This window comes from Nocardia pseudovaccinii (assembly GCF_050942345.1).
GTDB classification, from domain to species: Bacteria; Actinomycetota; Actinomycetes; order Mycobacteriales; family Mycobacteriaceae; genus Nocardia; species Nocardia pseudovaccinii.
The window spans coordinates 5,244,127-5,258,363 of record NZ_CP192074.1; the positions used below are offsets into that span (position 1 = coordinate 5,244,127).

Annotated in this window: 2 protein-coding genes; both read right to left on the bottom strand. The window is 66.6% G+C overall.

Features of this window, described 5'->3' with window-relative positions; genetic code table 11:
* Positions 1–71: 71 nt before the first annotated feature.
* Positions 72–221 carry a hypothetical protein gene (locus tag ACQPZ2_RS23800; RefSeq protein ID WP_433520475.1) on the bottom strand — a complete coding sequence of 50 codons (150 nt, stop codon included), beginning with the start codon at positions 219–221 and terminating at the stop codon, positions 72–74.
* Positions 218–13,864 carry an amino acid adenylation domain-containing protein gene (locus tag ACQPZ2_RS23805; RefSeq protein WP_433520476.1) on the bottom strand — a complete coding sequence of 4,549 codons (13,647 nt, stop codon included), beginning with the start codon at positions 13,862–13,864 and terminating at the stop codon, positions 218–220. The genes ACQPZ2_RS23800 and ACQPZ2_RS23805 overlap by 4 nt, the downstream gene beginning before the upstream one ends.
* Between the last annotated feature and the right edge of the window lie 373 nt (positions 13,865–14,237).

The window sequence follows — 14,237 nt, forward strand, 5'->3', positions numbered from 1 at the left end:
GGCCCCCGGCGCCCGCACTCTCGCCGTGCCTGCTACCGATTGCTCACGCGCTGTCGACTCACCGCATTCGCTCACGATTCGCTCCTGTTCCGCCCCTCGGCACCGGCGTCCCGGCCCGCGCGGTCGTCGGCGATATCTCGCGCGAATCCGCCTCGGTAACACCAGGTTTCGTCGATGCGTGCGGGTGCTGTGTCGATGGATTGTTCGAAACGCTCTCTCACGACCGCGCCTCCTGCCCTGTTGCGCCTTCCAGGTGCTCGTTGACCACCGGACCGATGACGGCGAGTGATTCCGGTGTCGTCATGGCCGAGTGTTTGCAGGGCAAGTCGTGGTTGTGAATGGTGCCGGTGACGAAGGGCGCCCACGCCGCGGCGCAGCGGGTCGGGTCGGTGTGGTTGATCTCGTCATCGGCCGCGGTGAAGAAGAGCAGATCACCGTCGAAGGTCCTGGGGCGGAAGCCGTGGGCCAGGACAGTCCCATTGGTGTAGCCCGCGTAGAGGCGTTCCAGGTGTTCGACGGTCAGGGCGGCGAACGGGCCGGGACGCGAGCTGAGCAGTTCGGCGGCATCGCGCAGGGTCATGCGCGGGTCGAGTTCGACGTCATCGGCGTCATTGCCGAATTCGCCGATGATCTCGGCCACCGTGGGGATCGCATGCTCGAGCCATTCGTCGGTGAGCTGGTAGCTGTCCATCATCGACAGCAGTGCGACCTGCTCGCCCGCATCCTGCAACTGGACCGCCACCTCGTGCGCGATCAGGCCGCCCAGCGACCAGCCGAGCAGGTGGTAGGGCCCTTCGGGCTGGATCGACCTGATATGCGCCACATAGTTTTCCGCGGCCTCGCCGATCGAATCGAATCCGTCCGCGCCCGCGACATGCGGTGCCTGCAATCCGTACACCGGGCGGTCGGCAGCCAGATGCGCGAGCAGGCCCGAGTAGCACCAGGACAGTCCGATCGCGGGATGGATGCAGAACAGCGGGGCCCGGCTCGCGGTGGTGCGGGCCCGGATCGGCAGTACCGGCTCCAGTGTCGCGGCGATGGCCGCGCCGGGGTGACCGGCCCCGTCCAGCTGGGCCGCGATGGCGGCCGGGGTGGAGTCGCCGAACATCAGCTGCACCGGGAGATCGATCCCGTTGGCGCGCAACTCTGCCACGACCTTGGTGGCCAGCAGCGAGTTGCCGCCGAGTTCGAAGAATCCGTCGTCGACACCCACCGTTTCGGCACCGAGCACCGTCGCGAAGGCTGCGCACAGCTGCACCTCGGTCGGGGTGGTCGGCGCCCGATAGCCTTCGCTCGCGCTGAAGACCGGTTCCGGCAACGCCTCTCGGTCGAGCTTGCCGACCGGACTGAGCGGGACCTCGTCGATCAGCATGATCGCTTGGGGCACCATGTAATTCGGCACCCGCGCCGCGAGATGTTCGGTGAGCTCGGCCGTGTTCAGCGCAATTCCGTCGCACGGCTTCACATACGACACCAATGCCGTCGCACCTGCGGGAGTCCGATAACCGATGGTCGTCGAGAATTCGACCGCGTCGTGCCGCGCGAGCGCGGCGTCGATCTCGCCGAGTTCGATGCGGAAGCCGCGGATCTTCACCTGATGGTCGGTGCGGCCGAGGTATTCGATTTCGCGGGCCGAGTCGGAGTTGTGCCCGAACCAGCGCACGAGATCGCCGGTGCGGTACATCCTTTCCCCGGGCTTGCCGTAAGGATTCGCGATGAACCGCTGCGCAGTCAGCCCCGGACGGTTGAGATAGCCCCGTGCCAGCGCACTACCCGCCAGATGCAGTTCACCGGTCACCCCGACCGGCGCAGGATGCAGCCGTCCATCGAGGATCGTCGCGTTGACGCCGCGAATCGGCTCGCCGATCGTGATCGGCCGACCCGGGATCATCGGTTGGGAGATCACCGTGACAATGGTGGTCTCCGTCGGGCCGTATGCGTTGTACAGGTTGCGTCCGGGCCCCCAGCGCGCAACCAGCTCCGGCGGCAATGCCTCACCGCCCACCAGCACATGTGCGAATTCGGTGACGCCGGTCGGATCGACCGTGCCCAGTGCCGAAGTGGTGATGAACGCGTGCGTGATCCCCTCATCGACGAACACCCTGCCGAGTTCGGCCCCGCCGACCACTCCCGGCGGCGTGATCACCAGCGTTGCCGCACCACCCAGCGCGAGCAGTATGTCGAGCATGGCGGCGTCGAAGCTCGGCGTCGCGAAATGCAGGACCCGGCTACCGGGACGCACCTCGAACCGCTCGGCGGTCTCCGCGGCGAAGTTGGACAGTCCACCATGGGTGACCACGACACCCTTCGGTGTGCCGGTCGAGCCGGAGGTATAGATGACGTAGGCCGGATTGTCCACCCGCAGCAGGCTGGTCCGCTCGCTCGTCATGATCGGCGCGTCGGAGGTGTCCAGCACCCACTCACGGAATTCGGCATCGTCGAGCACGATCCACTCGGCATCGCCCGGCATCTGGTCGCGGTGCGCGGCCAGCGTAATGCCCAGTGCCGCACCGGAATCGGTGAGCATATGGGAGATCCGCTGCGCCGGATACAGCGGGTCGACCGGCACGAAGGCCGCACCCGCCTTGGCCACCGCGAGCATCGTCGCGACCGATTCGACAGAGCGCGGAATCCCCAGGGCCACCAGCGTTTCCGGGCCGACACCGCGTTCGATGAGCACCCGTGCCAGCCGGTTTGTCCACCGGTCGAGCGCGTCGTAGCTCACCTGGGTGTCGCCCGAGCGCAGCGCGGTGGCCTTGCGATCGACATTCGCCGCGTTCTCGAACACCTCGGGGAAGGTGACCGGCCGGTCCGCCTCCGCCCCGCGCACCGGAGCCAGCCCGGACCATTCGGCGGGATCGAGCAGCTCCAGATCGCCCACGGTGGTGGTCGGATTCGCGGCGACGCCGGCGAGCAGCCGGACCAATCGCCTACCGAGCCGCTGTGCGGTCTGCTCGTCGAACAGATCGCTCGCGTAGTTGACCGCCAGGTTGATGCCGCCGGGTTCCCTTGTGCCGGTCTGTGATTCGGTCAGCGTGAACTGCAGATCGAACTTCGCGATACCGGTGTCGACATCCTCCGACTCGATGCGCAGCCCGGGCAGATCGAGCACCCGCACCGGGTGGTTCTGCACCGAGAGCATCACCTGGAACATCGGGTGATGGGCCTGCGAGCGGGCCGGATTCAGCACCTCGACGAGCCGCTCGAACGGCAGGTCCGCATGCGCGAACGCATCCAGATCGATATCGCGCACGGCGTGCAGCAGGTCGGTGAACCTGGCGTCCGGATCGATCCGAGTGCGCAGCACCAACGTGTTGACGAACATGCCGACCATCCGATCCAGCTCGGGGTGGCCGCCACGACCGGCGATCGGCGTACCGACGGTGATGTCGTCGGTCGCGGTCATCCGGTGCAGCAGTACCGCGAGGGCGGCGTGCAGCAACATGAACATACTGACGTTATTGCCGGTGGCGATCGTCCGCAGTTCCCGATGGGTCAATGCGTCGATCGGGCACTCGACAATGCCACCGCGATAGGTCGGCGCGGGCGGGCGCGGCCGGTCCGCGGGCAGGTTCAGCAGCTCCGGGATTCCGTCCAGGGTGTGCCGCCAGTAGTCGAGCTGGCGGTGCACCACCGAATCGGGATCGTCCTCGGTGCCGAGCATGTCCTGTTGCCAGAGGGTGTAATCCGCGTACTGGATCTCCGCTTCCGGCCAGTCCGGCGTCTTCTCCTCGCATGCGGCCGCATAGGCGGCGGCCACATCAGCGGCCAGCGGTGCCAGCGACCAGCCGTCCATCGCAATGTGGTGGACGACCAGCACCAGAACGTGCTCGGCCGACTCCCCCGGCGCCTTTTCGATGGACCCGTCCGGATCCACCGTGATCAGCGCGGCTCGTATCGGCACGGTCGACGCGAGATCGAATCCCGGAATCGCGAAATCCTGTACGGCATCGGGTATTTCCGAGATCGGCATCGTCGCGGCGAACAGCGCGACGGCCGCGTCGGCCGGGTCGAGAATCTGCTGCGTGGGTACCCCATCGATCTCCGGAAACACCGTCCGTAGCGTCTCGTGCCGCTGCTGCACGGCGTGCAATGCCCGCAACAGCGCATCGACATTCAACTCGCCGCGCAACCGCAGCACCACGGGGATGTTGTACGCCCCGGTGGCATGACCCGCGCTGTCGCCGATCTGGTTGAACCGGTTCAGGAACCACAGGCGATACTGCGCCGCCGACAACGGAATCCGCTCGGGCCGATCACGGCGGACCAGCTCCGGCCGGGCGTCGGCGCCGGATCCGGAATCGAGCAGCGTCGCGAGTTCGGCGACCGTCGGCATGGTGAAGACGGTGCGCACCTCGAGCCGGGTACTGGTCGCCGCGGCCAGCCGGGCCACGAGTTGGGTTGCCAGCAGCGAATTTCCGCCGATATCGAAGAAGCTGTCGTCGGCGCTCACGCCCTCGACACCGACCAAATCACCCATCACCTGGGCGACCAGCCGCTCGGCGACGGTCGCGGGTGCGCGCTGTGCCGTACGCACCGTCAGCTGCGGTTCCGGCAGTGCGGCGACGTCCAGCTTGCCGGTCGGGGTCAGCGGGATCCTGTCCAGCACCGTGATACTCGCCGGAACCATATGTGCGGGAAGCTGTTCGGCGACACGTGCGCGCACCGCGTCGAGATCCGGCGTGGTGTCGTCGACGGGCTGGATGAACGAGACGATCCGATCCGCACCCGCGATATGGCGCACCTCGGTGTGTGCGAACCGCACGTGTTCATGTGCGGCGAGCGCATTGGTGATCTCGTTGAGTTCGATGCGGAAGCCGCGCACCTTCACCTGATGGTCGCTGCGACCGAGGTAGACGATATTGCCCGCGGCATTCCACCGCACCACGTCACCGCTGCGGTACATCCGTGACCCCGGCGGTCCGAAGGGGTCGGCGACGAATCGCGTCGCGGTGAGTTCGAACCGGTCGAGATACCCACGTGTGACACCGAATCCGCCAAGGTACAGGTCGCCGGGCACGCCGACCGGCACCGGACGCAGCCGCTCGTCGAGCACCAGCGCCCGCGCACCGCGCACCGGGGTGCCGATGGTGATCGGCCCGCCGACCACCATCGGCTCGGAGATCGTGATGACGACGGTGGTTTCGGTCGGCCCGTATCCGTTGAACATCTGCCGTCCCGGGGCCCAGCGGGCCACCAACTCGGGACCGTAGGCCTCGCCGCCCACCATCATCGCGCGCAGGCTCGGCAATGACCACCGTTCCCGATCAATGGTGGCCAGCGCGGCCGGGGTGATGAACGTGTGGGTGACGCATTCGCGCTCGATCAACGCGGCGAGTTCGTCGCCGCCGTAGATATCCGGCGGGACGATCACCATGGTCGCACCGGATCCGATCGCGAGCAGCAGATCGAAAATGGCCGCGTCGAAGCTCGGGGAGGAGAAATGCAGCGTGCGCGAATCCTTGTCGATCCGCATCCGCTCGCGAACCTCGTCGCCGAAGTTCGACAGACCGCTGTGCGTGACGGCCACACCCTTGGGTTTGCCGGTCGAGCCCGAGGTGTAGATCACGTAGGCCAGATCGGTGATCTCGACGCGACGATGGCGTTCGTAATCGTCGACCATGCAGTCGTCGAATTCGTCCAGTTCCTCGATGAATTCGGGAGCATCGAGCAGCAGCCAGTCGGTGCCCGCGGTCGCGGGCAGCCGATCGGCGTGCTCGGCCAGCGTCACACCCACCGTGCACCCGGAGTCGACCAGCATATGCCGCACCCGGTCGGCCGGATAGTTCGGATCCACCGGCACGAATGCGGCACCGGACTTGGCGACCGCGAGCATGGTGATAACCGAGTCGACCGAGCGGGTCAGGCCGAGTGCCACCCGGTCCCCCGGGCCGAGCCCGCGCTCGATCAATGTGCGCGCCAACCGATTCGAGCGCGCGTCGACCTCGGTGTAGGTCAGCGAGGTGCCGCTCGCGCGAATCGCCGTGCGCTGCGGATACATATGCGCGGTCGCGGTGAAATACGCGGCCAGTGTGCACTGCGGTGTAGTCGCGCCACCGGTGGCCGGGGTGAGCTGGCGTCGCTCGAATTCGGTGCGCACATCGATATCTCGGACCAGCGCCTGCGGTGCGGCGGTAATCGCCGCCAACACCGCCAGGAAGCGGTCGGCCAGTGTCTTGACGGTCGAGGCATCGAAAAGTTCTGCGGCGTAGACGAATTCGAAGCCGCGCCGCGAAGCGCCCGATCCGGCTTCATACGCGCCGGCCTCGACCCGCAGCTCCAGCTCGAATTTGGCCAGCGCGATATCCAGTTCCTCGGCACGCAACGCGAGGTCGGGCAGTTCGAGTGCGGGAACCGGCCCGTCCTGCACCGTCAGCGCCACCTGGAACAGCGGATGGCGGTTGCTGCCGCGCGTATCGCGCCCCAGCTCCTTGACGATGCGCTCGAACGGAATGTCCGCGTGCGCCATCGCAGCCAGCTCGTTGTCCCGATCCGCGCGCAGCAGCGTCGCGAACGGAATATCCGGGTCGACGTCCGAGCGCAGTACCAGCGTATTGACGAACATGCCGACCAACTCGTCGAGCTTGGTATCGGTGCGCCCGGCAACCGGCGTGCCGATCACGACATCCCGACCGCCGGTAATGAACCGCAGCATGACCGCGAGGGCCGAGCGCAGCACCATGAACATGCTGACGCCCTGTTCGCGTGCGAGTTCCGCGAGTGCCCGCTGCACCGGCTCTGGCACGCTGAAGCGCACCGAACCCGCCTCCTGCGTCGGCGCGACCGGCCGCAGCCGATCGTAGGGCAGCGGCAGTTCGTCGGGCAGATCCGCCAGTGCGCTGCGCCAGTACGCGAGTTGCTCGCCCGCGAGACTGTCCGGATCGGCCTCGTCACCGAGGTATTCGCGCTGCCACAGCCCGAAATCGGCGTACTGCACCGGAAGCGGTGTCCAATCGGGTGCGACACCCTCGCGCCGTGCCACGTAGGCAGTGGCCAGATCCCGGGTCAGCGGGCCGAGCGACCAACCGTCGGCGGCGATGTGGTGCACCACGATGCCCAGCAGATGACGCCGAGAGTCGGTGCGCAGCAAGGTGATCCGCAGTGGGATGTCCCTGGTGAGATCGAATCCGGTGCGGGCCATGGCACGCAGTGTCTGCTCGGCGGCGCCCTCGTCGGTCGCCACCGGCTCGACCACCGGCATGGCCTCGGCGGTCGGCAGCACCAACTGCTGGGCACCGAAATTGTCCTCCGGGAACACCGTGCGCAGCACCTCGTGCCGCTCGACCAGATCGGTCAGCGCCGCCCGCAGGGCCGCCGCATCCAGATCACCGTCGATCCGAATGACGAATGCGATGTTGTAAGCGCTCGATTCGGGTGAGAATCGATTGAGGAACCACAGTCGCTGCTGGGGCAGCGACAATGGAATGCGTCCCGGACGTGGGGTATGCACAGCCAGCGCCACCCGTTGCGTCCGGGGCGCTTCCGTTATCCGTTCCGCGACACCGGCCACCGTCGGCGCCTCGAAGATCAGCCGCACCGGCAGGTCGACGCCGAATTCCGCGTGCAGTGCGGCGGCGAGGCGGGTGGCGAGCAGCGAGTTGCCGCCCACCTCGAAGAAGCTGTCCTCCGCGCCCGTCATCGGATGGCCGAGGACTTCACCGAACGCGGCGGCGACGCGCTGCTCCAGCAGCGTGCTCGGCGCGCGCGAGGTGCCCGCGGCCGCGAAAACCGGTGCGGGCAGGGCCTTTCGGTCCAGCTTGCCAGCCTGGGTGACCGGCATCTCGTCGAGTACGGCAATCGAGGCGGGCACCATGTAGCCGGGCAACCGCTGACGCGCGGTCTCGGCGATCGCGGCGGCCTCGATGGGTTCGTTCGCGGTCACATAGGCGACCAGGCGGGGCTGGCCGTGTTCGTCGGTATGCACGACGGTGAGTGCGGCACGCACACCCGGATGGGCGCGCAGCACATGGTCGATTTCGCGCAGTTCGATACGGAAACCGCGGATCTTGATCTGGTCGTCGGCGCGGCCGAGGAAGCGCAGCTGTCCGGCCGGATCCGAGACCACGAGATCGCCGGTGCGGTACATCCTTTCACCGCGCCTGCCGTGCGGGTTGGCCGGAAAGCCCTGTGCGGTAAGGCCGTATCGGCCAAGGTAGCCGCGAGCCAACCCGGGACCGGACAGGTAGAGCTCGCCCGGGGTGCCCGGCGGCACGGGATGCAGTCGACCGTCCAGCACGAACAACCGCATGCCGCGCACCGGCATGCCGAGCGGTACCGGGCGGCCCGCCTGCATCGGACCGCTGGCGGTAGCGGCGACGGTCGCCTCGGAAGGCCCGTACATATTGTGGATGCGGTGCCCGGCCGACCACCGTTCGACCAGTTCCTCCGAGCACGCCTCACCGCCGACGATGACGGCCTCGAGCTCGTCGAACCCCTCCTCCGGGACGGTGGCCAGCGCCGCCGGTGTGATGAAGGCATGGGTGACCCGCTCCGTGCGCAGCAGATCGGCGAGTTCCGTACCGCCGTACATGCCCGCGGGTGCGACGACGATGGTGGCGCCGGCCGCGAACCCGAGCAGGATCTCCAGCACCGACGCGTCGAAGCTGGGCGAGGAGAAGTGCAGCGTGCGTGCCGAATCCGTGACACCGAACAGATGTATCTGCTCCTGTGCCAGTGATGCGATTCCGGCGTGGGTGACGACGACCGCCTTGGGCTTTCCGGTGGAACCCGAGGTGTAGATCAGGTAGGCCGGATACCCGGTGCGCATCGGATAGTGACGGTCCGCATCGGTGACGGGATCGGTTGAGTAGCGGGCGGATTCGGTGGCCAGTTCATCGGAGCCGAGTACCAGCCAGTCGACATAGTGCTTGCGGTGCCTACCGCCCGCGGCGGGCCAGGCGGGCATGGTGGCCAGGGATTCCGGCACGGTCAGCCCGAGCATGGCACCGGAATCGGCGATCATATGCCCGATCCGCTCGGCCGGGTAGCTCGGATCGATCGGCACATAAGCCGCCCCGGTTTTCGCCACGGCCCAGATCGCCGCGATGGAATCGAGGCTGCGCGGCAAGGCGATCGCCACTACGACCTCGGGTCCCGCGCCGTGTTCGATCAGCGTGCGCGCCAAGCGGTTCGACATCTCGTCGAGTTCGCGGTAGCTGGTGTCGACGCCCTCGTAGCGCACCGCGGTCGCATCCGGCAGCCGCTCGGCGATATCGGTGAACAGCTGCGCCAAGGTGATCGATGGCTCGCCCGGAGCACCGGCAATCGGCGCGAGCTTCGCGGCCTCGCGCCGGTCCAGGATATCCAGATCACCGACCGGCCGATTCGGCTCGGCGACGACGGCACCGAGCACGGCGATGAACCGGCGAGCGAACGATTCGACCGTGCGCTTGTCGAAAATATCGGTGGCATAACCGAATTCGGCGTGCAGCGGGCCGTTGGCGATACCGTCGTGCAGTTCCAGCTGCAGATCGAATTTGGCGATATCGGCGGCGATCGGCAGTACCTGCGCCTGCACACCGGGCAGATCGATGCTCAGATCCGGTGCGCGGTCATAGGACAGCATCACCTGGAACAGCGGATGCCTGGCGGCCGAGCGCTCCGGGTTGACGAGTTCGACCAGCCGCTCGAACGGCACATCCGCATTGGCGAAGGCATTGAGATCGGTTTCGCGGACCACATCGAGCATCTGGTCGAATCCGGCGGCCGGATCGACCTCGGTCCGCAGCACCATTGTATTGACGAACATGCCGACCAGATCGTCGAGCGCCGGATCCGAACGGCCGGCGATCGGGGTGCCGATGGCGATATCGGTGCTCGCGCACAGCCGCGCGAGCAGCGTCGCCAGTACGGCGTGCAGCACCATGAACATGCTGACACCCCGGCTGGCCGCGAGTTCGCCTGCGGCGCGGCGGATCTCGGGTGCGATGGTGAACTCCACCCGCCCGCCGTCGGTCGAGCGACGCAGCGGGCGCGGACGATCCAGCGGCAGGTCGAGCTGATCCGGCAGACCGGTGAGGGCCGCGCGCCAGTAGGCGAGCTGACGGCTCAGCGCACTCGCTGGATCGGCTTCGTCGCCGAGCAGTTCACGCTGCCACAGGGAGAAATCGGCGTACTGCACCGGCAGCGGGGTCCACTGCGGTGCGATGCCCTTCGCACGCATGGCGACCGCAGCCATCAGATCCCTGGCCAGCGGTGCGATCGACCAGCCGTCGCCGCAGATGTGATGCAGCACGATAAGGAATACGTGCCGATCCGGTGCGGTAGTCCACAGGGCCACCCGAATCGGGGCCTGACTGCGCAGGTCGAAGCCGTATCCGGCGAACTCCTCGGCAAGTTCCCGCACATCGGCGCCGGTCGCGTCGATCGGGTCCAGGGTGAGCGGAATATCGGTGGCCGGATGCACCAGCTGGTACGGACCTTCCGACGCATCCGGAAAGGTGGTGCGCAGGGATTCGTGCCGTTCGATCACATCGACGAGTCCGGCACGCAGCGCCACGAGATCGATGGGTCCATCGATCTCGACGGCAAGCGGCATGTTGTAGGCGGCGGCATGTTCGGCGAAGCGATTGAGGATCCACAGCCGCTGCTGAGCCAGCGACAGCGGAATCCGCTGCGGCCGTTCGGCCGGTACCAGCTTCGGGGAAGACGCATCCGGGTTGTGGGCGGCGAAGCGCTCGATCAATGCGGCGATCGTCGAGGCCTCGAACAGGTCGCGGATGGTCAGCCCGGTGCCGAGCGCGGCATTGATTCGCGCGACCGCGCGGGCGGCAATCAGCGAATTGCCGCCGAGATCGAAAAAGCCGTCCTCGATGCCGATTCCGTCGATACCGAGAACTTCAGCGAAGATTCCGGCGAGCACCCGCTCCACCTCGGTGCGGGGCTCGGCCGTGAGATGGCCGGATGGGCGGGCGGCGGTGGGTTCCGGCAGTGCCTTGCGGTCGATCTTGCCGTTCGCGCTCAACGGAAGTTCGGCGAGCACCATCAGCACCGAAGGCACCATGTAGCTGGGCAGCGTGCGCCGCACGGCATTCAGCAGCGCGGTGCTGTCCAAGTGGTCCGAAAAGGCCGGGGTGGCAACGACATAGGCGACGAGTTCGTCGCCGGTGCGGCCGCGATGGGCAACGCAGACCGCGCGGGCGACCCGTTCGTCGGCCAGCAGCGCGGCCTCGATCTCGCCGAGTTCGATGCGCAGACCGCGGATCTTCACCTGGAAGTCGCTGCGGCCCAGGTACTCCAGGACACCGCGCACCGAATTACCCTGGTGGCCACCGAGATCCGGATTGCCCTGCCAGCGCGCCAGATCGCCGGTGCGGTACATCCGGGCGCCAGGGGTGAACGGGTTGGCCACGAAACGATCAGCGGTCAACCGAGATTGGCCCAGGTAACCGCGCGCCAGTTGAACGCCCGCGAGATACAGCTCGCCGACAACCCCCGGCGGCACCGGCCGCAGGCGTGCGTCCAGGACGTAGGTCTGGGTGTTCCACACCGGCGAGCCGATCGGCACGGTATCCGGGTCGGCCGGGCACGGCCAGTAGGTGACATCGACGGCGGCCTCGGTCGGCCCGTACAGATTGTGCAGTTCCGGCCCGTGCAGGGCGGCGTGGAAATCACGGACGGTGGCCGCGGGCAACGCTTCACCGCTGCAGAACACCCGGCGCAGCGTGGTGCAGCCGCGCACATCGGTATCGGTGACGAACACCGAAAGCATGGATGGCACGAAATGTGCTACGGTGATGGACTTTTCGGCGATCGTCCGGGCCAGGTAGCCGGGGTCGCGATGTCCGTCGGGCGTCGCGACGACGAGTCGCGCGCCGATCTGCAAGGGCCAGAAGAACTCCCAGACCGAGACGTCGAAGGTCTCCGGGGTCTTCTGCAGCACCGCGTCAGTGCCGTCCAGCGGATATTCGTGCTGCATCCAGCGCAGCCGGTTGACGATCGCGGCGTGAGTTACGCCGACGCCCTTGGGTTTTCCGGTCGATCCCGAGGTGAAGATCACGTACGCGAGATGATCGGCACGCAGCGGGGCGAGACGGTCGGTGTCGGTGATCGGGTGGGCGTCGAAACCCGTGAGGTCGACGGTATCGATCGCGACCGTGTCCGCGCCCGCCGGCAGCGCGAGTTCGTCTCGGGCCGTGGTCAATACGCAGACCGGACCGGCCTGTTCGAGAATCTGTTCGATCCGCTCGACCGGATGATCCGAATCCAGCGGCAGGTACGCCGCGCCCGCCTTGATGATCGCGTAGATACCCACGACGAGTTCGAGGCTACGCCGCAGGCACAGGCCGACGACCTGCTCGGGCCCCGCCCCACGCGCGATAAGCAGTCGGGCCAATTGGTTGGCTCGCTCGTCGAGTTCGCGGTAAGTCAGTGTCTCGTCACCGAATTCGAGCGCGACCGCATCCGGGCAGATCATCGCGCGATCGGCGAACAGGCCGGACAGCGTCCCCTGCTGCGGCGCGGTCTCGGTGGCGTTCCAGGCGTGCAGTACGCGCTCGCGCTCGTCATCAGTGATGGCGATGAGACTCTCGGCGTGCGCATCGGGATCGGCGGCGAGGAATCGGGTCAGGAATTCCAGGAACCGACCGTGGTGCGCGGTGACCTCGGACTCCGCGTAGAGCCGCGGATTGGCCTCGAAGTCGATATGGATGCGACCGCCCTCGCCGTTGTACAGATTGATGGACAGGTCCTCGACCGGGCCGGTGGCCAGCACATGCAGTGAGCCGAGCAGACTGCCGAACTTCAGCTCGTCGTGGAACAGCATGATGTTGACCATCGGGCCGAAGAACCCGCGCGCATCGCGGGAGTAGCCGCAATCGCGGCGGATGTCGTCGTGCCGGTAGCGCTGGTGCCGCAGCGCGCCGGTGATCTGCAATTCTGCGGTGCGCACCACATCGCGGACGGTGGTATCGGCATCGAAGCGCACCCGGATCGGCACCACATTCGAGACGACGCCGGCGGAGCGGCGCAGCGCGACCGTGGTCCGCGCCGACACCGGCAGGCTCAGCACCACATCGGGATTGCCGGTAACCGAGCGCACGTAGGCAGCCAATGCCGCGACGAACATGGTCGAGCTGTGGGTCTCGAGTTCGGCCGTGGCTGCGGTCATGGCTGCCTCGGCGCGTTCGCCGAGGACCGCGCAAGCACGCCGCCGCCCCGCGTCGGGGGCGGCGGTGAGGCCGTTCACGTTGGACAGAGTCATCGGTCCACCCGCACCCGCTAATTGCTCGAGCCAATAGTCTCGGTCGTTGCGGAACCGGCTGGAGTCGCGGTATGTGGATTCGTCCGCATAGATCTTGGCCAGCGGTGTAGCTCGGGATGCCTCCGGTTCGGTGCGGTTCTCCACCGCCGTATAGATCTCCGCGGTGCGGGTGAGTGCGTTCATCGCGCCGTAACCGTCGATCACGATGTGATGGCCGCGTGCGTACCAGATGTAGTCGGATTCGCCGGTCCGTAACACTATGTTCGTAGTGAGTGGATCCCGCTCGAAGTCGATCGGCGAACTGGCGTGCTCATTCATCCAGCGCAGCGCGGCAGCATACGGATCAGGCTCGTCACGCAGATCGATCCGGCCCCAGCCGGGGCGGCGAGCGTGGTCGATCACCTGATGCGGGATACCGTCGATCTCGATCAGACGCACATGTCCGACCTGCGTTTCGACACCGAAGCGTTCGATCGAGTACAGCAGGCGTCCGACATCCAAGTCTCCGTGGATCTCGACATACTGCGCAATGGTCAGCGGGACATCCGGGCGGATTCGTTGGGCGTACCAGAGGGCTGTTTGCGCCGGCGACAGAGCGAATGGTTGTGCCGAGAACTCACCGGAAGAGCATTGGTCGACGCGATCCGTGGCCAATGACTTCATCAATCACTCCTTCTGCCGCTGTTGATGCACAACTCCCCGAGCACCGCCACCGCAGGCGCGCATGCGCCAGCCGTAGGACGTGATCCACGCCCATAGATTCGGAGCATCGAATGCAACGGATGGCCAGCGTTGCGGATTTGTTTCACTTCGAACGACGTTGGCAGTAAGGCACTTTCACAAGCAACCTTTCCGCAAACTCTCCAAATTTGCGGTCTGAGCGGCATGAATACCGGAAAACAACGACTTACGCCAGCCTCATTTAGAAGCTGGCGAACTGCACGCTAACGCCCAGGGCGGACCGAAAGATGGTTTCGAAGCCCCGAAACATACCGATTGTTTGGTTAGGGGAACGCCCTACTCATTGCGCTCAACC

What these genes read in the sequence shown, in the direction of transcription:
- ACQPZ2_RS23805 (WP_433520476.1), bottom strand. Translation starts at nt 13,864, where the DNA reads ATGAAGTCATTGGCCACGGATCGCGTCGACCAATGCTCTTCCGGTGAG.